The sequence below is a fragment of the Halorubrum hochsteinianum genome, from assembly GCF_023702125.1.
GTDB classification, from domain to species: Archaea; Halobacteriota; Halobacteria; order Halobacteriales; family Haloferacaceae; genus Halorubrum; species Halorubrum hochsteinianum.
The window spans coordinates 474,309-495,898 of record NZ_CP098415.1 but is presented as its reverse complement, the minus strand read 5'-3'; the positions used below and the strand labels follow the sequence as shown (position 1 = coordinate 495,898).

At 71.4% G+C, this 21,590-nt stretch carries 22 protein-coding genes; 8 read left to right on the top strand and 14 right to left on the bottom strand.

The genetic code is table 11. From position 1 onward, the window contains the following. Positions 1-116: 116 nt before the first annotated feature. From NAF06_RS02455 to NAF06_RS02440, 4 genes are all read right to left on the bottom strand, one after another. Complete coding sequence (locus NAF06_RS02455; RefSeq protein WP_008581747.1) at positions 117-977, bottom strand: endonuclease V; 861 nt, start codon at positions 975-977, stop codon at positions 117-119. Beyond that, positions 977-1,963 carry a rhomboid family intramembrane serine protease gene (locus NAF06_RS02450; RefSeq protein WP_008581745.1) on the bottom strand — a complete coding sequence of 329 codons (987 nt, stop codon included), beginning with the start codon at positions 1,961-1,963 and terminating at the stop codon, positions 977-979. The genes NAF06_RS02455 and NAF06_RS02450 overlap by 1 nt, the downstream gene beginning before the upstream one ends. A 456-nt stretch (positions 1,964-2,419) precedes the next feature. Then, positions 2,420-3,139 (bottom strand): type I 3-dehydroquinate dehydratase, encoded by a 720-nt coding sequence (locus NAF06_RS02445; RefSeq protein WP_008581744.1) that lies wholly within the window; start codon positions 3,137-3,139, stop codon positions 2,420-2,422. Positions 3,140-3,232: 93 nt separating this feature from the next. Further along, positions 3,233-4,207, bottom strand: a complete 975-nt coding sequence (locus NAF06_RS02440; RefSeq protein ID WP_004596489.1) for a transcription initiation factor IIB — start codon at positions 4,205-4,207, stop codon at positions 3,233-3,235. A gap of 205 nt (positions 4,208-4,412) precedes the next feature. On the opposite strand from NAF06_RS02440, the gene NAF06_RS02435 reads away from it, so the two are divergent. The 3 genes from NAF06_RS02435 (at position 4,413) to NAF06_RS02425 (ending at position 6,207) form a co-directional block, all read left to right on the top strand. After that, positions 4,413-5,210, top strand: a complete 798-nt coding sequence (locus NAF06_RS02435) for a cobalamin-binding protein (protein ID WP_008581743.1) — start codon at positions 4,413-4,415, stop codon at positions 5,208-5,210. After that, the gene (locus NAF06_RS02430) at positions 5,207-5,800 is read left to right on the top strand and encodes a DUF84 family protein (protein WP_008581742.1); all 594 of its coding nucleotides are present in this window, start codon (positions 5,207-5,209) and stop codon (positions 5,798-5,800) included. Before NAF06_RS02435 ends, NAF06_RS02430 begins: the two co-directional genes overlap by 4 nt. Before the next feature lie 152 nt (positions 5,801-5,952). Further along, positions 5,953-6,207: a DUF7123 family protein gene (locus NAF06_RS02425; RefSeq protein WP_008581740.1), complete on the top strand. Its 255-nt coding sequence runs from the start codon at positions 5,953-5,955 to the stop codon at positions 6,205-6,207. Between the two features lie 49 nt (positions 6,208-6,256). Here NAF06_RS02425 and NAF06_RS02420 read toward each other — a convergent pair whose 3' ends face one another. The 4 genes from NAF06_RS02420 to NAF06_RS02405 form a co-directional block, all read right to left on the bottom strand. Continuing rightward, entirely contained in the window at positions 6,257-6,871 is a 615-nt protein-coding gene (locus tag NAF06_RS02420) for a winged helix-turn-helix transcriptional regulator (protein ID WP_008581739.1), read from the bottom strand. A 90-nt stretch (positions 6,872-6,961) separates the two neighbouring features. Then, a complete protein-coding gene (locus NAF06_RS02415; RefSeq protein ID WP_251106176.1) occupies positions 6,962-8,110 on the bottom strand; it encodes an SPFH domain-containing protein in 1,149 nt (382 codons plus the stop codon). A gap of 120 nt (positions 8,111-8,230) precedes the next feature. Further along, positions 8,231-8,677, bottom strand: coding sequence for an SRPBCC family protein (locus NAF06_RS02410; protein WP_008581737.1), 447 nt, complete (start codon positions 8,675-8,677; stop codon positions 8,231-8,233). Between the two features lie 31 nt (positions 8,678-8,708). Then, complete coding sequence (locus NAF06_RS02405; protein ID WP_008581736.1) at positions 8,709-10,712, bottom strand: bacterio-opsin activator domain-containing protein; 2,004 nt, start codon at positions 10,710-10,712, stop codon at positions 8,709-8,711. 216 nt (positions 10,713-10,928) lie between these two features. Between NAF06_RS02405 and NAF06_RS02400 the strand changes: the two genes are divergently transcribed. Next, positions 10,929-13,010 carry an AAA family ATPase gene (locus tag NAF06_RS02400; RefSeq protein ID WP_008581734.1) on the top strand — a complete coding sequence of 694 codons (2,082 nt, stop codon included), beginning with the start codon at positions 10,929-10,931 and terminating at the stop codon, positions 13,008-13,010. Positions 13,011-13,035: 25 nt separating this feature from the next. Here the strand turns inward: NAF06_RS02400 and NAF06_RS02395 are convergent, their stop codons facing one another. Further along, entirely contained in the window at positions 13,036-13,251 is a 216-nt protein-coding gene (locus tag NAF06_RS02395; protein ID WP_192813793.1) for a hypothetical protein, read from the bottom strand. Between the two features lie 71 nt (positions 13,252-13,322). Continuing rightward, the gene (locus tag NAF06_RS02390) at positions 13,323-14,018 is read right to left on the bottom strand and encodes a bacteriorhodopsin (protein ID WP_008581732.1); all 696 of its coding nucleotides are present in this window, start codon (positions 14,016-14,018) and stop codon (positions 13,323-13,325) included. 265 nt (positions 14,019-14,283) lie between these two features. Between NAF06_RS02390 and NAF06_RS02385 the strand changes: the two genes are divergently transcribed. From NAF06_RS02385 to NAF06_RS02375, 3 genes are all read left to right on the top strand, one after another. Then, entirely contained in the window at positions 14,284-14,661 is a 378-nt protein-coding gene (locus tag NAF06_RS02385; protein WP_008581731.1) for a SlyX family protein, read from the top strand. A 120-nt stretch (positions 14,662-14,781) separates the two neighbouring features. Next, on the top strand, positions 14,782-15,834 hold the full coding sequence (locus tag NAF06_RS02380; RefSeq protein ID WP_008581730.1) for a Brp/Blh family beta-carotene 15,15'-dioxygenase: 1,053 nt from the start codon (positions 14,782-14,784) through the stop codon (positions 15,832-15,834). 117 nt (positions 15,835-15,951) lie between these two features. Beyond that, on the top strand, positions 15,952-16,692 hold the full coding sequence (locus NAF06_RS02375) for a protein sorting system archaetidylserine synthase (protein ID WP_008581729.1): 741 nt from the start codon (positions 15,952-15,954) through the stop codon (positions 16,690-16,692). A gap of 99 nt (positions 16,693-16,791) precedes the next feature. On the opposite strand, the gene psmB is transcribed toward NAF06_RS02375, so the two are convergent. Both psmB and NAF06_RS02365 read right to left on the bottom strand, forming a co-directional pair. Then, entirely contained in the window at positions 16,792-17,523 is a 732-nt protein-coding gene (gene psmB, locus NAF06_RS02370) for an archaeal proteasome endopeptidase complex subunit beta (protein ID WP_008581725.1), read from the bottom strand. Between the two features lie 261 nt (positions 17,524-17,784). Continuing rightward, positions 17,785-17,961 carry a hypothetical protein gene (locus NAF06_RS02365; protein WP_006629784.1) on the bottom strand — a complete coding sequence of 59 codons (177 nt, stop codon included), beginning with the start codon at positions 17,959-17,961 and terminating at the stop codon, positions 17,785-17,787. A 337-nt stretch (positions 17,962-18,298) separates the two neighbouring features. Between NAF06_RS02365 and NAF06_RS02360 the strand changes: the two genes are divergently transcribed. After that, on the top strand, positions 18,299-18,979 hold the full coding sequence (locus NAF06_RS02360) for a uracil-DNA glycosylase family protein (RefSeq protein WP_251106175.1): 681 nt from the start codon (positions 18,299-18,301) through the stop codon (positions 18,977-18,979). A gap of 258 nt (positions 18,980-19,237) precedes the next feature. Here the strand turns inward: NAF06_RS02360 and NAF06_RS02355 are convergent, their stop codons facing one another. Together NAF06_RS02355 and NAF06_RS02350 are read right to left on the bottom strand one after the other, a co-directional pair. Further along, a complete protein-coding gene (locus tag NAF06_RS02355; protein WP_008581717.1) occupies positions 19,238-20,485 on the bottom strand; it encodes an asparagine synthase C-terminal domain-containing protein in 1,248 nt (415 codons plus the stop codon). A 5-nt stretch (positions 20,486-20,490) separates the two neighbouring features. Continuing rightward, the gene (locus tag NAF06_RS02350; protein ID WP_008581715.1) at positions 20,491-21,174 is read right to left on the bottom strand and encodes a PHP domain-containing protein; all 684 of its coding nucleotides are present in this window, start codon (positions 21,172-21,174) and stop codon (positions 20,491-20,493) included. Positions 21,175-21,590 lie beyond the last annotated feature (416 nt).

The window sequence follows — 21,590 nt, the reverse complement described above, 5'->3', positions numbered from 1 at the left end:
CCCGTGGCAACTCCTGACACGGATCCGTCGCCGCGGTTCGTCCGAGCTCAGTCGGCGTCTAGCTCTCCGCTCAGTCGGCGTCTAGCTCTCCGCTCAGTCGGCGTCCCGCCGTGTTCTCAGTCCGCGTTCCGCTTCGCCGTATCGGCGTACCCGTCCGCGAACCGCGTCGGCTCGGGGAGCTTGTACCCCGCGCAAAGCGCCGCGACGAGGTCGACCGCGGTCTCCGCCGACACGCGGTGGCCCGGACTCACGTACAGCGGGTTCACCCGCCGGCTCGTCGGGTACTGGCGCGACTGGAACGCGTGGCCGATCGCGGTCCCCGGCTCCGCGGTCGTCACCGCGCCGTCGGCGCGGACCGGCGTCTGCCAGCCCTCGGGGCGCTCGTCGGTCGGCTCGTCCGGCTCGCCACAGAGGAGGTTCTTCGCGACGCCGACGCTCGGCGCGTCGCGGAGGACGCCGACGTGGGTCGCGAGCCCCGCCTCGCGGAAGTGGATCCGGCCGGAACCGTCGCAGATCAGGAGATCCGGGTCGGCGTCGAGCCGATCGAGCGCGGCCAGTATCGAGTCGCCCTCCCGGAACGCGAGCAGGCCGGGAACGTACGGGATCGACAGCGGCGTCGTCGCGCTCGCGTACTCGATCACGTCGCCGTCGCGGAACGCGACCGCGGCGGAGACGGCGGCGTCGGGGGCGTCGTCGCGGTCGGTGAGGAACGCCTGATCGATCCCGGCCACGACGGGCGCGTCCGGGTCGTGGTCGTCCCCCGCGCCGGACTCCGTTCCGAGTCGTTCCTGTGCCCCGTCGCGCGCCGGCGGCAGTCCGTCCGCGAGCGGGGGGGCCCCGTCGATCGCGACGGTGGCCGGGTCGAGCGCGTGGTCGTCGTCGAACGTCGCGGCCGCCGCGATGTCGCGCTGGAGATCCTCCATCTCCGCTCGGGAAAGCGACGGGTCCGGCCGGAGGTCGGGCCGCGCGAGGTCCATCAGAACCGCCCGCCGGGGCCGCCGGGGCCGCCCGGACCGCGCGGGCCGCTCGCGCCGCCCATCGAGACGCCGCCCATGCCGCCCGCGGAGCGCGCCAGCCCCTCGTTCCGCTTGCCGAACGCGAGTCCGATCGCGAAGCCGATCAGGTGCGCGAAGTGCGCGATACCGCCGGCGCTTCCGGCTCCGCCGCTCAGGACGCTCTGGATCACCAGCACCGCCGAGACGACGGCGATCCCCCACGTGAGGTACTTGATCTTCATCGGAATGACGAAGAAGAGGAGCACCTGCATGTTCGGCCGCCAGACGGTGAGGACGCCGAGGATCGCGAATCCGGCACCGCTGGCCCCGAGGACGCCGGCGGACGCGCCCATCCCGATCGCGAACAGGATGTGGCCGAGGCCGGCGACGATCCCCGACGCGAAGAAGAACGCGACGAACTTCTTCGACCCGACCGCGCGCTCGACGAGGGGACCGAAGAACAAGATTACGATGCTGTTGCCGATGATGTGGAACAGATTCACCGGAGAGTGCGACAGCACCGACGTGACCCACGTCCAGACGTTGCCGAGCGCGTCCGTGTGGAGGACGAACAGGGTCTGATGGAGCGCGGGGCCGCCGAAGAACAGCGTGACCAACTGGGCGACGAAGGTGACCCACATCGCCAGCAGGACCGCGTACGTCGCGTTGTTGCGGAAGTAGCTCACCAGTCCGCCCGTCCCGGTCGCCCGGTCGACCCGGCGCTTGACGCGGTCGATCGCGCCGCCGACGCCGCCGGCGCGGCCGCCGCCCCCCACCGTGCCGCCGTCGTCGCCTTCGACGCTCTCGTCGAAGCCGCTGTCGAAGACGCCGCCGGGGTCGTCCCACTCGGCGAGGCCCGGGCAGTCGTGGTTCTCGGGCAGTCGGTGTTCGGCGCAGAACGTCTGGCCGCACCGTTTACACTGGTACGGGAGGTTCTCGTACTCCCCGCACACGTCGCACGTCGCCATTGACGGCACTTACGGGGGCGGTCGTAAAGCGGTTTGGCTCTTTACTCGGTCTTCTGAGCGACAGTTAGCGGCCGTCGTGGTGGCTGAAAAGAAAACCCCGGTAACACACCCGTGAACGCCTCCGAAGCTCCAGTCGATCAGCTGTAAGAGAGTGTAACCGGTTGTGAACCTCCGATCGGCGCGAACACCGCCGAAGCCCCAGCCGCGAGGCGGACGTACACTCGCTGTGGTCCTCACTCGGTCGCTGTCGCTCCCTCGTTGCGGTCCTTGCGTCGTCTACGCCCGCCTCGCGGCTGCCCCTTCGAGTCCCACCCGGCACAGCCCCGCACCTCACGCCTCCCCAGCCTCGTCGCTCGCTCGGGGCTCCCTTCGGTCGCCCACGCGCTCGCGACTCCCTCGCGCGTGCTCCTCGCGCCCTTCGGGCGCTCGCAGGCACGCGCCACCGCAGAAGTCGGTTCAGTCGCCGTCGGGTATCTCCGCGTCGCCACCTCTCAGGTCGTCCACGAGCCGTCGGAGCGTCGCGAGCGGGTACTGGCCGGGCGCGGTCGCGTCCGCGGCGTCGACGGGCGCGTACCCGATCTTCGAGCCGTAGACGGGCGCGACGGCGCGGGTGTGACGCCCCGCCTCGCCCATGCACATCGTCGCGACGCGGTGGCCCGCGGCGGTCGCCTCGTGGGTGGCCTCCAGCATCGCGAGCGCATCTCGCGGGGCGGTCGCGGTCGTCGCCAGCTTCCCCACGTCGCCCTCGCTCGCGGCGTCCGCGAGCAGGTCGACGAGCGCGGCCGGCTCGGGGGTCGACTCGAAGTCGTGGACGGACGCGACCACCTCGACGCCTTGCTCGCGGGCCGCCTCGCGCAGCGCGGTCGCGTGCGACGCCTCGGCGGCGTCCGGGTGCGTCCCGCGCAGCGCCGCGAGCTCGACGTCGACCGCGGCCACCGCCTCGTGCCCGATCGCGTCCGAGAGCGCGTCGTACCGCCCGAGCTCGTCGGCCTCGCCGCCCTCCCACGACGCGCGGTTCGTGACGAGCAGCGGCAGGTCGCCGTCGTAGGCCGCCAGCTGGTCGAGCGGGGCGTCCGCCAGATCCATCCGGAACTCCACCGCGTCGGCGTGCTCGCGGGCCGCCGGCTCCTCGCTCAGGTCGGCCGTGCTGGCGGCGAGAACGAACTCCTCGAACATACGCGGGCGTACCGCAGCCGGCGACTTAGCTGGTCGGGTCGAAACGGCCGGCCGCGTCGAAACGACCGATCGAGACGGGAAAAGAGCGCCCGCTTACGCGACGAGCCCGTCCTCGGCTTCGAGGAGCTCGTGGTACCGGTTCCGGATCGTGACCTCGGAGATGTCCGCGACCTCCGAGACCGCTGCCTGGGTCGTCTTCTCGTTCGTCAGCAGCGCGGCGGCGTAGACGGCGGCCGCGGCGAGTCCGACGGGCGACTTGCCCGAGTGGACGCCCTTCTCCTTCGCGTTGCGGAGCAGGCTCTTCGCGCGCATCTCCGACTCCTCGGACAGTTCGAGGTCGGAGGCGAACCGGGGGACGTACTGCTCGGGGTCGGCCGGCTTCACTTCGAGCTTCAGCTCGCGGACGACGTAGCGGTACGTCCGGGCGATCTCGGCCTTCTCGACCCGGGAGACGTCCGCGATCTCGTCGAGGCTGCGCGGGACGCCGGCCATCCGGGCGGCGGCGTACACGCAGGAGGTGGAGACGCCCTCGATGGAGCGGCCGGGGAGCAGGTCCTCGTCGAGCGCGCGGCGGTAGATGACCGAGGCCGTCTCGCGGACGTTGTCCGGGAGCCCCTGCGCGGAGGCCATGCGGTCGATCTCGCCGAGCGCCTGCTTGAGGTTGCGCTCCTTCGAGTCGCGGGTGCGGAACCGCTCGTTCCACTTGCGGAGCCGCTGCATCTTCTGGCGCTGGCGCGCGCCGAGCGACCGGCCGTACGCGTCCTTGTCGCGCCAGTCGATGTTCGTCGAGAGCCCCTTGTCGTGCATCGTGTTGGTGGTCGGGGCCCCGACGCGGCTCTTCTCGTCCTTCTCGCGGGAGTCGAACGCGCGCCACTCCGGGCCGCGGTCGACCGAGTCCGCCTCGACGACGAGCCCGCAGTCGCTGCAGACCGTCTCGCCGTGTTCCTCGTCGTTGATGACGTGACCGCCGCACTCCGGACAGCTCAGCGTCTCGTCGGTACTCTCTGATTCCTCCTCGTTCGTCTCCGTTCGGGAGCGACTCCCCCGTGTGTGTAGTCGTTCACTCATAGCTCGGTTGCCCCCGGAAACTGAAACTGCCCGAGAGCGATCTTAGTTTACCGTCGACGGAACACAACTTAAAACGACCGGAACGTGTCGCTCGAAACCCGACGAAAGGACACGATCTATCACGTGTTTTCGGCGTCCGCGCTCGGAGCCGCCCGCCCCCGTCCGGACCGAAACCGTTGAGACGGTCGCGGCCGGAGCGAACGGCATGTCTACGCCCCGCGTCGTCTCGCTCGCCCCGAGCGCGACCGCGACGGTCGCCGCGCTCGGCGCGGCCGACCGGCTCGTCGGCGTCACCGCCCACTGCGACCTCCCGGACGACGCGCCGGGCGGGTCCGCGCACGGCGACGATCCCCCGACCGTCGTCGGCGGGTGGCTCAACCCCGACCTCGACCGCGTCGCCGCGCTCGACCCCGACGTCGTCCTCACGAGCGACGCGCTTCAGGCCGACCTCGCCGCCGACTGCCGCGACCGCGGGTTCGACGTCGCGCACCGCGAGCCGGCCACCCTCGACGACGCCGTCGGCGGCTTCGCCGCCCGCGGGAGCGACGTGGGCCGCCCCGAGGCGGGCGAGCGGCTCGCGGCCGACGCCCGCGACCGGCTCGGCCGGATCGCCGAGGCCGTCGCCGACCGCCCCCGCCCGACCGTCTACTGCGAGGAGTGGTCCGACCCGCCGATGGCCGCCGGCAACTGGGTCCCCGACGCGGTCCGCGCCGCGGGCGGGCGCTACCCGTTCGTCGACTCGGGCGAGCGCTCCCGCGAGGTCGACCCCGCCGCGGTCGAGCGGGCCGATCCCGAACGAGTCGTCGTCCACGTCTGCGGGCACGGCGACCGCGTCGACCCCGAGACGGTGGCGTCGCGCGACTGGGTCGACGCCCCCGTCAGCGTGGTCGACGACTCCCTCCTCAACCAGCCGAGCCCCGCCCTCCTCGACGGGGTCGAGCGACTCGCGCGGCTGCTCCATCCCGAGGCGTTTTCGGCCCCCGGCGACGACGACCGCACATGACGACCCTGCGAGTCGGCGTCGGCAGCGGGAACCCGGTGAAGCGGCGCGCGGTCGAACTGGCGCTCGGATCGGCGGCGGACGCGGACCATCCCGGCGACCCGACCGGCGTCGCGGTCGAGTCGGTACCCGTCGACTCCGGCGTGAGCGAACAGCCGACCGGCCACGCGGAGACCGTCGCCGGCGCGGAGAACCGGGCCGCGGCGGTCCTCGAAGCGGAACCGGAGAGAGAAAGGGCGGGACCGCGAGGCGACGACGCCGCGGCGTTCGACCTCGGCGTCGGGATCGAGGGCGGCGTCGCCGGCTTCGACGGGGCCGACGACCGCTACCTGATAATGTGGGCGGCGGTGACGGACGGCGACCGTGTCGGCCGCGCCGCCGGGCCGAGCCTCGCGCTCCCGGCGGACGTCGCCGCCCGGATCGGTGACGGCGAGGAGCTCGGCCCCGTGATGGACGACCGCCTCGGCACCGACGGCGTCGCGACGCGCGGCGGGGCGGCGGGCGCGCTCACCGCCGGCCGCGTCGACCGCGCCGAGGCGCTCGCGGCCGCGGTGAGCGGCGCGCTCGGCCCGTTCGTCTCGGAGCTGTACTGATCCGACCCCCGTCCGAACGGGTTCGAAGAACGTACCTAAACGCGGGGGTCGGGCCTTCGCTCCCCGCCTTGAATCTCGGCAAAACCGCCCGACAGCGTCGTGTTAACCCGACCTACCAACCGCCTTATGCTGGACGCGGACCTGATCCGCGTATGAGCACTGCCCACCCGGACGCGGTCGCAGCCGAATCGGCCGGCCTCTCCGCGAAGCAGGCCCGCATCCTGCGGTACCTCCGCGAGAACGCGGCCGACCGCACGTACTTCAAGTCGCGGCTGATCGCCGACGACCTCGACCTCTCGGCGAAGGAGGTCGGCGCGAACATGGGGGCCGTCGCCGACGCGGCCACCGAGGTCGACGTCGAGAAGTGGGGCTACTCGTCTGGCACGACGTGGATGGTCACCGCCTGACCGGCGGTCGACCTCGCCGTTCGGTCGACCCTTTCACCCGCGGCGCGCGTCACGGGTCGTACGCGACCAGCGACGCGGCGTCGTCGGCGAACGCGACCGTCTCGGCGTCGAAGGAGTCCGCGTACCGGACGACGAGGGTGAGCAGCCGCTCCGGCTCCGTCAGCGCGTAGCCGTCGCTCCGGTCCAACAGTCCCGCGGCCTCGAGGTCGGCGGCCGCGGCGCTGATGGTCGGTCGGGAGACGTCGAGCGCGTTCGCGAGGTCGGCTCCGGTCGCCTCCGGGTCGCGCAACAGCGCGAGGATCATCCCGCGCGGCGTCTCCCGGCGGAGGTAGCCGAGCGCGCGCTTGTCCGTCTCGTCGAACCGGTCCGCCGGGAAGAAGCGCCGGTAGTCGGCGTCCCTCTCCGACTCGATCGCGCCGGCCTCTTCCAGCTTCCGGAGGTGGTACTGTGCCTCACCGGTGCCAAGCCGGAGGTCGTCGCGGAGCTTCGAGAAGTGCGCGCCGGGGGTCGTCGGCACGTAGCCGCGGATCGCCTCTCGCGTCTCGTTGGCGTCGTCGCCGTCGGCGTCGCTCGCGCTCGCCGTCCCGACGAACGGCGCGGCGGCCCCGACCGCCGCGAACCGCCGGAGCGTCTCGCGCTTCCGGCCGTCGAACCCCTCTGTCACGCTACACGTTAGACCACGCCTCGACAAAAGCACTTCGTTCGGGGACCGTTCCGGCGCGAAAAGCCGGCGCTCGCGGCGTCTCGCGCCGCGTCAGTTCTCCGTCTCCACTTCGCCGTCCGTCTCCACGTCGGCGTCCACCTCCTCGTCGTCCATCTCCTGAATGACCTCGTCGGCGGACCTGATGCTCGCGCCGGCGTCGCCGGCCTTCACGGCCTCTGCCTCCTTCTCTAGCTCCTCGACGTTCATCTCGGCGGACTCCTCGATCTGGCCGAGGATCTCGTCGATGTCGTCGAGGCCGAGCATCTTCCGCGTGTCCGCGTCGAACTCCTTCCCGTCGAGCCCCTCCATCTCCTGAACGTCGGAGCCGGAGAGCGCCTTGCCGTAGCGCCCGACGAGGCTGGTCAGCTCCTGCGGGAGGACGAACGTCGTCGACTCGCCCTTGCCGATCTCTTCGAGGGTCTCCATGCCGCGCTCGATGATGGCGCGCTCGCCCATCGATTCCGCGGAGCGCGCGCGGAGGACCGTCGAGATGGCGTCCCCCTGCGCTTCGAGGATCTGGGACTGCTTCTCGCCCTGCGCGCGGATGATGTTGGACTGCTTGTCACCCTCCGCCTGCTCGACCGCGGAGCGGCGTTCCCCCTGCGCTTCGAGGATCATCGCGCGGCGGCGGCGCTCGGCGGAGGTCTGCTGCTCCATCGCCTGCTGGACGTCCTTCGAGGGGTTGACCTCCCGGACCTCCACGCTCTCGACGCGGATCCCCCACTCGTCGGTGGGTTCGTCGAGTTCCTTCCGGATCTTCGCGTTGATCTCCTGCCGCTTGTTCAGCGTGTCGTCGAGTTCCATGTCGCCCAACACCGCGCGGAGCGTGGTCTGCGCGAGGTTCGAGACGGCCTTCTTGTAGTCGTCCACTTCGAGGAACGCCTTCTTGGCGTCCATCACCTTGATGTAGACGACCGCGTCGGCGGTCACGGGAGAGTTGTCCCGGGTGATCGCCTCCTGACGGGGCACGTCCAGCGTCTGCGTCCGCATGTCGAACGGGTACGTGCGGGAGACGAACGGCGGGATGAGGTTGATGCCCGGTTCGAGCAGCTTCCGGTACTCGCCGAAGACGGTGAGCGTCTTCTTCTCGTAGGCGTCGACGATCTCGAACGACTGCCAGAGCGTGACGACCACGAGAAGCAGCGCGAGCAGGCCGACGCTCACGAGTCCGAAGCCGAATTGGAGGGGTGTCGGATCCATGCCTCTGGTTTAGGCTATCGCACGCTTAATAGTTCGCACGCCGGGGGTCGTCGCCCCGCCGTCTCTCGGTCGACGCGCGTCGGCGGCCGACTCCCTCCGGTGTTGCGCCCTCCGACCCGCCTATCCCTCGTCGAACCGCGCCGCGACGTTCTCCAGCGCCGCCCGGAGTTGCCGCTCGTTGAACCGGCGGATCACGGGCGCGCCGAGCCTCGTCAGCGTGTTCTCCGGCAGGCCGTACGTCGCGCCGTACGTCAGTTCCGTCCCGCCCTCGGCGGGCGCAAGCCGCAGGTCGATGGTCCCGGTGAGCCGTCCCCGAAGGTCGAAGACGTGGCGCTCGGGGGGGTCGTGGACGGTCTGAACGATCTCGCCGTCGATCCCCATCCCCGCCATTCGGTAGGTGTACGAGAGCCGCTTCCCGCCGTTCTCCAGCGGCTCGACGTTTCGCACGTCGGTGAGTCCGGGCGTGATCGCCGCGTGGTTCGCGGGGTCGTCGAGGAACGCGAACACGGTCTCGGGGTCGGCCGCGACGAGTATCGAGTCGCTCGCGGCGAACGGGTCGTCGCTCATCGCTCCTCGGCTCCCCCCGTCGGTCGCCGGGTCATTCGTCCGAGCGCGGGTCGACGTACGCCTCGACCAGCTTCCGCTCGGCCGCGCGGAGGTGCTGGTGGAACGTCTGCCGGGTGATCCCCATCCGCTCCGCGATCTCCGAGCCGTCGACCGGTCGCGGCCACTCGAAGTAGCCGTTCAGCTCTGCGGTCTTCAGCGCCGCGCGCTGCCGCTCGGTGAGCTGTTCGTCGACCGCCGCCGCGAACTCCGCGACGGTGCGGTCGCGGCTCTCGCGCTCGACGCGCGACCGGAGTTCGACCCCCTCGTACTCGTCGCGGAACACGTCGAGGATCGAGCGCACGTCGCGCTCGGGCGGTGCCTCGACCGTCAGCGTCGTCGCGTCCGCGGTCGCGGTCGCCTCTGAGACGATCCCGCCGTGGTCGGCCAGCCGCGCGAGCGGCGGCGACTCGGTGACGGTGACGGCGAAGCTGACGGCGTCGGCCGTCTCCGAGACCGGCCGCATCGACTCGACCACCGGTAGCGCCGCGACCTCGTCGAGGTCCACGTCGCTGCCGCCGACGCGGAAGTACAGCTCCCCCGCGTCGTCATCGAGCCGCGTCGTTCCGAGGTGTTCGACCTCCTCGCCGACCGCGTCGGCTATCTGCGAGAGCGTCGACGAGGGGTCGCGGATCTCCACGACGATCTCGCAGACCCGGTCGGTGGTGAGGATCCGCGTCGTCTCGACGGAGTGGAGGCCGTTGGCGATCATCTTTCCGACTGACTCGCACACCTTCCGCTCCCGCCGGTCGAGGACGTTCGCGCCGTTCCCGTAGATACCCAACACGCCGTACCGGCGCTTCCCGTAGGTGAGCGGAACGACGAGCAGCTGCGTCCCGCCGGCGGACGCCGGCGAGAGCGGTCCGCCGTCGTCACCCTCTATCGAGCCGCCCCGGAGCTCCTCCGTCTCGATGGCCTCCCGGACCTCGGCCGGTGTCTCGGCGACGTCGAACGTCGCTCCCGGCTCGACCGCCACGCCGCTCGCGGCGCTCACCTCGAACCGCCCGGTCGCCGAGGAGAGTTCGCCGATCCACGCGCCGGCGTACCCCGGTTCGTCGGCGACGACCTCGCAGACCCGCTCCGGGATCACGTCCGGGTCCCAGTTCTCGACGAGGATCCGGCTGATGTCGCTGAGAAGCCCGTTCACTCGCCCGAGGAGCCTGTCGAGCGCCCGGCGCTCCGTCGCGAGCTTCTCGGCGCGCTCCTCCGCGAGCCGCTCGGCCGCCTTCCGCTCGCTCACGTCGTTCTGGAACCCGACGTAGTGGGCGAGATCCCCCTCCTCGTCGTAGACGGGGGCCACCGTCAGTTCGTTCCAGAACGGGGTTCCGTCCCGCCGGTAGTTCCGTATTTCGACGGTCACCTCCTCCTCGTTGCCGATCGCCTCCGCGATCTCCTCGACGGTCTCCGGGTCCGTCCCCGGGCCCTGGAGGAACCGCGGGTTCCGGCCGAGTACCTCCTCGACGGAGTAGCCGGTGTGTTCGCGCCACGCGTCGTTGACGTACACGAGCGGGTAGTCGGGGAGGTCCGGGTCGCTGATGCTGATCCCGATCGGCGCGTCCTCGACGGCCCGCGTCACCTCCGCCGCGGTCGGCTCGTGATCGGACACGTCCTGTCGCGGCTCCGAGGCCGGCACGCCGGAGGAGACGGCCGACACGTCGGACACGAGTCGGTCGATCGACGCCGCGCCGTTCTTCTTGAGGAACCGGTCGACGCCGTTCTCGTAGGCGGCCTCCGGGACACCGTCCTCGTCCGTCTCGGTGAACATCACGACCGGGACGCCGGCGTCGGACTCCTCGATCGCGGTCGCCAGCGCGACGCCGTCGTCGCCATCCAGCGCATACTCGCTGACGACGCAGTCGTACTCGCCCGTCGTCGCCTTCGCGACGGCGGACGCCGCGGTCTCCGTGCGCGTCACGTCGAACCCCGCGGTGTCGAGCGCCGTCTCAATCCGATCGCTCCCCTCGTCCGGGTGGACGAGCAGAGCCCGAGCGTTCGCCATGTGTGGCTGTTTGTAGTCACACGGGTTAATGGTTGCCAGTCTTCCGACGTATCAGATCGGGTTCCCGATCGCGTCGGCGGGCGCGACGGTGTCCAGTCAGGCCGTGGGTACTTTGTGCTCGATGCGCGTACGATCCGTGTATGTTGTCGACGACCGTCGCCGGCGGGACGTCCCGCGATCCGACCGACGAACGATGACGGTACGCATCGACGACCGATGACGGCGCGCATCCCGGTCCGAGAGCCGCCCACGTCGGTCCCCGGGGACCGCATCGGACTCCCGGAGTCCGTCCTCGCCGAGCTCGGGATCGGACTCGGCGACTCCGTCGCCGTCGAGGGCGCGCACCGGATCGTCGGCCCCGCGGTCGCGGTCGACGACGGAGCGCGGGCCGTCTTCCTCCCCGAACGGCTCCGTCGGACCGCGGGGGTCGAACCCGGCGAGACCGCGGTCGTGTCGGCGTCGGACCTCCCCGTCGCGTCGGCCGTCACCCTCCGGCTCCGCCAGTCGGTCGACTTGGAGCGGAGCGAGGACGCGATCCGCCGGCGGCTCGACCGCCGGGCGGTCGCCGTCGGCGACGAGTTCGAGGTCACCCGCCTCGGCGGTGCCCTCACGCTCCGGTTCGACGTGCGCGACGTGGCCCCGTCGTCGCCGGCCGTCGTCACGGACGAGACCGATATCACCGTCGCGGCGGACGACGGAACGCCGGCCGTCGTCGCCGAGCGGCCGGACGGCGTCGGCGTCGGGGACGACTTCGTCTCGACGGCGACGTTCGAGCGCCTCCGCGAGGCGGTCGCGGCGCGGTTCGACGCCGCGGACACCTTCGAGTCGGCGGGCTACCCGACGCTGGGCCTGCTCCTCCACGGGCCGCGCGGCTCGGGGAAGACGACGCTCGTCGAGGGCGTCGCGGCCGCGACCGGCGCGACGCTCGTACGCGTCTCGGCGGCCAGGCTCCGCGGCGAGCGGGCCGGCGACCGGACGGACCGCCTCGACCGCGTCGTCGAGAGCGTCGCGGCGGGGGAGCCGACCGTGGTCCTCCTCGACGACCTCGAGGCGCTGGGTGCCGACGACGGCGGCTCCGCGCTGGCCGACCGGTTCCGCTCGACCGTCGACGAGCTCCGCGCCGGCGACCGGACGGTCGTGATCGGCGCGACGGCCGACCCGAGCGCCGTGCCGTCGGCGCTGCGCCGCGGCGGGCGGTTCGACCGGGAGGTGGCGGTCGAGCCGCTGACGACCGCCGAGCGCGCGGCCGCGCTCGAAGCGTTCTGCGAGGGCGCGTCGCTCGCGATGGACGTCGACTTCGAGTCGATCGCCGCGCGGCTCAACGGGTACGTGTTCGCCGACCTGGCCGTCCTCGTGGACGCGGCGCTGGAGCGCGCGGTCCGGCGCGACGGCCGGTCCGCGATCCGGATGACCGACTTCGACGCCGCGATCGACGAGGCCGAGCCGACCGGCCTCCGGGAGGTCACGGTGGAGTTCCCCGCGGTCGGCTGGGACGACGTCGGCGGGCTGGAGCCGGCCAAACGCGAGCTCGTGCGCGCGGTGTACTGGCCGCTGGAGTACGCCGACCGCTTCGCCGAGATGGGGATCGACCCGCCGTCCGGCGTCCTGTTACACGGGCCGCCGGGGACCGGGAAGACGCTGCTCGCGCGGGCCGCGGCGAGCCTCAGCGACGCGAACTTCATCCCGGTGAACGGTCCGGAGCTGCTCGACAAGTACGTCGGGGCCAGCGAGCAGGCGGTCCGCGACCTGTTCGCCACCGCGCGCGAGAACGCGCCGGCGGTGGTCTTCTTCGACGAGGTCGACGCCATCTCGCCGAAGCGCCGCGGCGACGACACGGGGGCCGGCGAGCGCGTCGTGTCGCAGCTGCTGACGGAGCTGGACGGGCTGGAGCCGCTCACCGACGTCGTGGTGATCGCGGCGACCAACCGCCCCGACAACATCGACGAGGCGCTGCTTCGTCCGGGACGGATCGAGAAGGCGGTCGAGACGCCGCTCCCCGACCGGGACGCCCGCCGCGAGATCCTCGGGATCCACGCGCGGGAGATGCCCGTCGGGGCCGACGTCGACCTCGACGCCGTCGCCGACCGAACCGCCGGGTACAGCGGCGGCGACCTCGCGGCGCTGGTCCGGGAGGCCGGGCTGCTCGCCATCGAGGACGCCATCGTCGGCGACGGCCCGGCGACCGATTCGACCGTCGGTCGCGACCACTTCGAGCGCGCCCTCGCCGAGACGTCGCCGTCGACCGGCGACGGGCGAGCCGACCTCGGCCGGTCGGGTCCCGACCGATCGGCCGAGTGAAACCGGCGAAACTCGGAGGTCGGGTCTACTCCTCGTGGAGGTTGAGGACGAAGTAGGCGACCCCGACCATGGCGAGCAGCTCCAGCGCCGCCATCGTCCAGAACGTGACGCCGAACCCCGCTCGCGACTCGAAACCGGGGATCACGAAGATCCCGCCGAGGGCGATCGCGAGGCAGACGGCGAGTCCGATCACGGACCGCGTACGCAGCACTGGCGGCTGTTCGGTGGTTGTGTCAGTCATGTCAAAAATGAATGGTGGAAAGTCGGTCGGTGCGATGCGATTCGATTACTGAACGGTCGACGGTCGTCCCGTCAGTCCGCGGCCTGCGCCTCGGCACCCGCCGAGGGCTCCGGAGCCTCGGTGTCGCCGAGGATGGCGCGGCTGCGGAGCAGGACGAAGCCGAATCCGACCTTCGCCGTCACGTCGAGCACCATGAACGCGAGCGTCTCGACGCCCAGACCGACGACGCCGGCGCCTTCGGTCCCGATGATCCACAGGATCGGGTACGCCGTCCAGAGGACGGCGACGAGCGCCGTTAGCGTGTTGAAGGTGGTCTGTACGTCCTCCGAGAGCTCCGCGGCCGCGCTGCGGAGCACCGTCAGGAGGTAGTACAGCACGAACAGGAACGCGATCGTGCTGAACAGCCACCAGGTGTACCGCGCGAGCGGCGTGTGCGAGAGCGCACCGATGAGACCGGTGACGATCATCAGCGCGTCGACGCCGATGAGCGTCCCGATGGTGGTGCGGTCCGCGTTCGCGAGCAGCGCGAGGTCAAGCAGCAGCAGCGGCGTCGTGAACAGCCAGTCCGCGTACCGGGCGTAGTAGATTTCGAGCGGCTCGGCCATCCCAGCCACCTCGACCGTCGTCAGCCCGATGCCGAAGAACATCGACAGATACGCTGCCGACGCGATTCCCGGCACGAGGATCGTGATCGCGTAGTACTCACGGGCCTTCTTGTCCGTCACGCCCCAACCGCGGGCGATGAAGTAGAAGGTCCCGATGAGCATTAGTAGTGTGCCGATACCCAACCAAAGCGTCTCGGGGCGGCCGTCCCCGAGGAGGTCGTATCCCGCCTGTAGCGCTATCGGGTCCATACCCACATCTTCATACAGCATATACTCTATTGAGATCGATGCCATCCCAGTTAGGTATCCGCGCCGTCGGCCGCTTGGTCGCGGCAGCGTCCGGGCCGCCGTCGTCGTCGCCGAATCCCGCTTCGAGGGGAACCTTGTCGACCCGAAAGTAATGACCCTGGGGCTCCACTAGTGGCACATGGCAGACGAAGAAACCGAGGCCGAAGCCGAATCGACCGTCGAAACAACCGCGGAACGAGAGGCGGAGGAGACGACCGACGACGTCACCATCGACGTTGAGGCGATCGACGCCTACGAACAGCGGATCGAGGAGCTGTCCACCGCGGTCGAGGAGCGCGAGGACACCATCGAGGAGCTCCAGTCGGTCGTCGAAGAGCAGTCCGAACAGATCGAGACGCTCGAAAACCAGTTCCTAGACCTTTCCGCACGCGTCGCGGACGGGCGGAACCTCGGCGTCTGTCCCGAGTGTAACGGGCCGACGGAGAAGAAGGACCGCCTGTTCAGGTCGGACACGATCGAGTGCACGCGCTGCGGCGAAGTGATCCACACGTACTGAGCGCGTCTCACTCCCTCCGCGGGGCGGCCGGCCGGCGGTTGCGGCGAGCGCGCGCACGGCCTATAAAACACCCAATAATGACGACGAGGCCCTAACCCCGTAAGAGCCGTACGTGCTGATATGTCGACGTCGACGGCGAGTCCGGTACGGCGGCTCCTCGGTGAACCGGAGCGGACGGCCATCGGTGCGTCGCGCGCCGCGTTGCTCCTGCTCGCGGTGGGGTTCGGCGCGCTCTCCGCGGCCGGCACCGACGTGTCGCTCCGGACCCAGATGATCGCGTACCTCGTCGGGATGGTCGCGCTGAACCTCCCGCACGGGGGGTACGAACACTTCTCGAACCTCCGCCGGCGGGGGCTCCCGTTCGGCGCGCGGTACGTGGGGCTGTACGTCGGCTTCGTCGCGGCGTTCGTGACGCTGTTCGTCGTCGCGCCGCTGCCGGCGCTCGCGCTCGCGTTCGGGACCGCCGTCGCGAAGGGGGGACACGGCGACCTGCGCGTGATGGACGCGCTGGTCGGCACCGACCACCTCCCCACGCGGCCGCAGCGCGCGCTCGCCGCCCTCGTCCGCGGCGGGGCCGTGATGGTCGTCCCCGCCGTCTTCTGGACCGACACCTTCTACGGCTTCACCGGCATCATGCTCGGCGTCTTCGACGGGCAGTTAGCGGGCCCCGCCGCCTCCTCGCCCGAGGCGGTCACCACGGCGCTCGGCGCGGCGTACGGCGTCGGGGTGCTCGCGCACCTCGGCGGCGGGCTCGCGACCAGCTGGCGCTCGACCGGCGGCGTGAGCCGGTCGTGGCTCCTCGACGCCGCCGAGACGCTGCTGCTCGTCGCGTACTTCGCGCTCGTGCCCGTGGTCGTCGCCATCGGGCTCTACTTCCCGCTGTGGTACTCGATGCGCCAGTCGGCCCGGAGCATGGTCGTCGAGCGCGAGCGCCCGAGCCGGACCGAGGGCGTCTCGCTCGTCGTGGCGTGGGGCGTCCTCGTCGTCGGCGCGCTGGCCACGGCGACCGTCGCCGTCACCCTGTGGACCGTCGCGCCGAACCCGCTGGCCGGCGGCTCGCTGCTGTCGGGCGCGGTCGCCTTCTACACCATCTTCGTCTGCGTCATCGCCCTCCCGCACGTCGTCGTCGGGGAGTGGCTCGACTTCGGGCGCGGCATCTGGCACGTGCCCTGACGGCGGTCGGATCGCGCCCCGACTCGGGTTCGCACCCCGATGCTCCCTCGACGGTGTCGCGTGCGGGCGGTCGACGAGATAACAAGCCCTAAAACCCGTCTCGTCGACCGGTACGGTATGCCTCTGCGGTTCGCTCGGCGGCTCGGGCTCGCGGACGCGGTGACCGTGGCCAACGCCGCCGTCGGCTTCCTCGCCGTCGTCGCCGCGACGGTCGACGCCGCGCTCGCGGCCCGACTCGTCCTCCTCGCCGCGGTCGCGGACGGCCTCGACGGCGTCGTCGCCCGCCACCGCGGGTCGACGCCGGCCGGCCCGTACCTCGACTCGCTGGCGGACGTCGCCTCCTTCGGCGTCGCGCCCGCCGCGCTGGTCGCCGCCGTCGTCGGCGACGGCCGCTCGTTCGCGGCCGACCCCGTCCTCGTCGCCGCCGGCGTCGGCGCGGGCGCGCTGTTCGTCGCCGCCGCGGTCGCCCGCCTCGGCCTCTACACCGCCGACGAGGACGGCTCCCGCGAGACGGTCGGCGTCCCGACGACGCTGGCGGCGACGGTGCTCGCGGCCGCCGTCATCGCCGGCTACACCGCCCCGATCCTCCTCGTCGCGGCCACGGCGACGTTCGCGCTGCTGATGGGGTCGACGGTCACGTACCCGGACCTCCACGCGCAGGACGCGCTCGTGATGGGCGTCGTCCAGGCCGCCGTGATCCTCACCCCGGCAGGCCACATGGCGACGGACGCGCTCCCCGCGTGGATCGGCGAGGGGTTCGCGTTCGCGCTGCTGTTCCTCTCCTGTGGCTACCTCCTCCTCGGCCCCCGGTTCTACTGGGGCGACGGGATCCGCGCGCCGCCGGGACTGCGGCGGTAAGCCCGGGCCGGCGCGGAGAACGGACCCGCGGGTGGTGGATCGTCGAAAGAAACCGCGTGAGAATCGATCGGCGGCGTCCCGCCGGCGGCCCGAGCGGCCTTACAGCAGGTCGTCGAACTCCTTGTACCGGGTGATGTCGACGCCGTCATCGGTGACGACGGCGACGTTGATCCCGTTGCCGGACGCGAGGTCGCGCTCGACGGCGGACTGGATCGCCTTCGCGGCGATGGTCTTCGCCTCGTCGATGGTGACGCCGTCGTCGTACTCCTGTTCTAAGACACCGAGCGCGTACTGCGACCCGGAGCCGGTGACGGTGTACTCCTCCTCGGTCGTGCCGCCGAGGGCGTCGATGGAGTAGATGTGCGCGCCCTCGTCGTCGACGCCGCCCAGGATCGGCTGGACGATGTAGAACGCGCCCGAGCGGAGGAGGTTCCCCGTCAGCGTCGACAGCGCCTCCATGGACATGTCCTTGCCGCGTCGGGCCTCGTAGAGGCTCGTCTCGGCGCGGAGCGTCGAGATGAGGTTCTGTGCCGCCGAGACGGAGCCGGCGATGGTGAGCGCGCCGCGCGGGTGGATCTCCTCGACCTTCTGGACGTCCTTCGAGGAGACCATGCCGCCGAGGGAGGCGCGCATGTCGGTCGCCATCACGACGCCGTCCTCGGCCTTGATGCCGACGGTCGTCGTCCCGGTCTTCATCTCGCCGTCGCCTTCCGCCTTCGCGGCGCGGCGCTCGCTGTGTTCGAACTCGCCGAGCTCCGGTCCGAAGACGGGCTGGTCGCGGCCGAGGCCCGCCGCCGGGCCGTCTGAGAGGTCGCCAGTCGGTGTTCGCATTACACCTCCATTCGCTCGGCGCGCTGATAAAGGCAACCCTTCGGGGGCCGCCGACCGGTTCCGACGAACCTATCCGTCGCCGGGGGAGCCACCGCCCCACCGCCCGACTGCAACGGGTCGGGACCGCCGGACGACCGCGGAACGTCGGTCCCGCGGGTGGGAGCTGTCACCGACCGGAACGTCGAGAAAAGCCGCCGGCGCGGTCGCTCGGCGGGTTGCGTTCGGTCCGCGACGCCAAAACGGGCCGCTACGGTCGGTCGATCACTCCTCGTCCGCGGTCTCGAACGCCTCGGTGGTGGTCTCGACGAGTCGGCCGACGGGGATGTTGATGCCGAGACGCCGGCGCGCGAAGACCGCCACCGGGAACAGCGAGATACCGGCGGCGACGGTCGCTTGGTGGAGCCCGAACAGGGCCGCCCTGCGGATGCGGTCGAACATTGAACTTCTGCCCGACCCGAGCGCGGGGACGTATAAATATCTTCCGTGGCCGCGACCGGACTGACCCCGACGCAGTCGTGCGATTCTCGGTCGTAGATTAACGATCCTGAAACTTCGATCCCGGCGCGGCGATCGACGCGTATCCAACGTCGGTCGGACCCACGGTATCTGCGTAACTTATGCGTATCCACGAGGGTTCGTGCGCCTCGCATCGGGCCGGATCCGACGGTTCGTCCCGCCCCCCGGCTGCGGAGCCGAGGCCCGGGTCGCCGGCCGCGGGGGCGCTTCCCGCGTCGGACCGAACTCGATATAACCGGGTGCCCGCCTATCACGTCGCGTGCAGAACGTCACGGACCAGATCCGGAACCCGTTCGGGATGCGTCCCGACTGTCCGTCGTTCGTCCCGGGCTACGGCGACGCCAACGCCGACTTCCACGTCGTCGGCGACCGCCCGGGCGTCCACGGCGGGACCGCGGCCGGCGTCCCCTTCACCGGCGAGCCGTGGTCGCCCGCGTTCCTGTCGGTGCTGTCGGCCGCGGGACTGATCGCGGGGATCGCGGACGGGGTCGACCCCGACGGCGTCGCGCGCGAGGGCGATCCGACCGCGACCGACCCGATCCGAACCGACCGAACGTTCCTCTCGTACCTCCACATGTGCGCGAGCGAGGAGCCGCCGGACGACGACGCGTACGCCGACATGGAGCGGTTCTTCGACGCCGAACTCCGCGCCATCGCGGCGCACGTGCTGCTCCCGGTGGGCGCGCGGGCGACCGAACACGTCTTGGAGACCTACACCGCGCGGGCCTGGAAGACCGAGATCGACATGGACGCGCTCCACGGCGAGGAGCTGCTCGGCGCGGGCTGGCTCGTCGTGCCGGTCAAAGACCCCGCCGACTGGACCGACGGCGACGCCGACCGGCTCGTCGCCGCGCTGGGGGAGCTCCGGTCGACCGACTTCCGCCGCGAGAGCGACCTCGGTCGCTTCATCGCCGGCGACGAGCCGTATCTGGTCCGCTAAGGCTGTCGTCCCGTCTCGAACGCCGCGATCGACCGGTTTCGCCCGGATGGGCGTGGAGTTTCCTCGGCAAAGCGCGCGCTCGATGCGGAGATCCGGCAGTAATACCTCTTGTCGGCGGACGATCGTTTCTATCTCGGACGGAAGAGTGTCATATTTGTCGCTACTGCTCGGATTTTATATCCGTCCTGTCGATCTTTACGTAGACGCCCGGACGATCGGGCGTCGGCCGCAGGACTGGTACTCCGCGCGGCGACTTGGTCAGTTCCGGCCCTCGCGGGCCGGTTTTTCCTCGCTACACAGCGCCTCGACGTACTTCCCGACGTGGTCGTCCATCCGCCGCTTGTAGCCCGCCCGCCGCGCGAGCCGGTCGAGTTCGCGGGAGACGTACGTGCCGTACTGGACCGCCTTCTTGTCCGCGGCGGCGACCGACGCCGGGACCCGCCCGGTCGCGACGCGGCGGAGCGCGACCTTCCGCTCCTCGCCGTCGACGAGCAGGTCGTCGGGGAGCGCCAGCGCGGCCGCGACGACGCGGTCGTCGAGCAGCGGCGTCGCCGGCTCGACCCCGGCGGCCCGCAGCGAGAGTACGTCTCGCTCCAGCTGACCGGGCAGGGTGCGGACGGTCTCGGTCCGCGCCCCGCGGACGGTGTCGGCGTCGACCCGGGGGTCCTCGGCGGGGTCGACCACCTTGCTGTAGCCGCCGAACAGCTCGTCGGCCCCCTGCCCGACCGCGAGCCGGTCGAATCCGTCCGCGGCGGCCGCCTCGGCGGTCAGGTACAGCGGCACCGCGATGGCGACGTCCATCGGGTTCCGGCGACCGGTCGCGGCCGCGACCGCGCGGACGGCGCGCTTCAGGTCGTCGTGGGTCACCTCGACGACGCGCAGGTCGCGCTCCATCGCGCTCGCCGCCTCGCGCGCCGCCGCGACGTCGTGACAGCCCTCGAAGCCGGCGACGTAGCAGGGAGCGTCGGGGACGGCGGCCGCGACGACCCCGGAGTCGACGCCGCCGGAGAAGGCGACAGCGAGGTCGCCGGGGTCGCTGTTGCCCCGATTTTTCTCGGCCGCGCTCGCGGATCGACCCGAGGACGCGAGGTCGTCGAGCGCGGCGCTCACCGCGTCGCCGACCGCCGACAGCGCGGCGTCCCGGTCCGCGGTTGGACCGAGGTCGGGAAGCCGCCAGACGCGCTCGGTCCCGTCCGCCGAGAGGACGCCTCCGGCCGGGACCGGCTCCGGGTCGTCGAGCGCGCCGCGGTCGAACGCCCACGCGCCCGGTGCGGTCGGGTCGCGGTCGCGTTTCGGGTCGAGCGCGTCGCCCTCGACGAACACCGGTTGGCGGCCGAGGACGTCTCGGACGAGGACCGGCCCCGATCGCTCCGGAGGATCGGTCAGGAGTCCAGCGAAGCCGCGCCCCCCGGGGAGGGGGTCGCCGTCGCGGAGCGCGGCGCGGACGCGGTCGGCGGGGGCTCCTCGAAGATCCGAGCCGTCGTCGGGCGGCGTGGTGGACGGCATCGGGGTCACCGTAAGGAGTCGAGCGCGCGGAGCGCGCGGCGCTTCGCGCCCCCGCCGAACTGCTTGAGCGACACCCGCCACGGGGTGCGCTTGCCGACGACGCTGGTCCGGCCCGTCGCGATGCCGTCGAGGATCGCGGCCGCGGAGCGCTCGTCGGCACCCACCTCGGTCACCGCCTGCCCGACCATCTCGGAGATGTGCGCGTCGCTGCCGGCGGTCATCGGGAGCCCGTGGCGGACGGCGAACTTCTCGGCCTGCCGGTTCGAGCGCCCGGTGAACAGCCGGGAGTTGTACACCTCGATGGCGTCGGCGCTGGCGAGTTGATCCTCGCTGACGTGCGCGGCGACGCCGTGGCGGGACTTCTGGAACGGGTGGGGAACGACCGCGATCCCGCCCTGGTCGCGGATCCGATCGAGCGTCTCGTCGAAGGGGAGCCCGCTCTCGATCCCCTCCTCGATGCCGAACGCGAGGACGTGACCGACCGCCGAGGTCACCTCCATGCCGACGATGCCGACCAGCCCGTAGTCGGGGGCCTTCTCGGCCGCCTCGATGCTGGCGTCGATCTCGTCGTGGTCGGTGACGGCGAGCGCGTCGAGCCCGACCCCGGCCGCCTGCTCCAAGAGGAGGTCGACCGGGTCGCGCCCGTCGTACGACAGCGCGGAGTGCGCGTGTAGCTCGACCGATAGCACGCTCTCCGCTTCGCGCGTGGTCCTCAAAAACGCCCCGGTCCGCGCCGGTTCGCGCCGATACCGGCCGAACTGGTCCGATTCAACGCGAGCCCGAACGCGACGTGATCGATCCGGACTCCGGTGGCGCGTGCCGGCGAGCGCCCGGAGGGCGCGAGTCGCACGCGCGAGGGAGTCGCTGGCCCCGGAGCGAAGCGGAGGGGCCAGCGACGAGGCTGGGGAGGCGTGAGGTGCGGTTGCTGTGCGGTGTGGGGTGGGACTCGAAGGGGCAGCCGTGAGGACGAAGCACGGCGAAGTAAGCACTGGAGGGAGCGAACGGAGTGAGCGACCGAAGCGCGCAACGAGCCGCGCGAGTCCTCACGGCTGGGGCTTCGGCGGTCACAGTCGTGACAGGATCAGTAGCGTACAGCCGAGCGGCT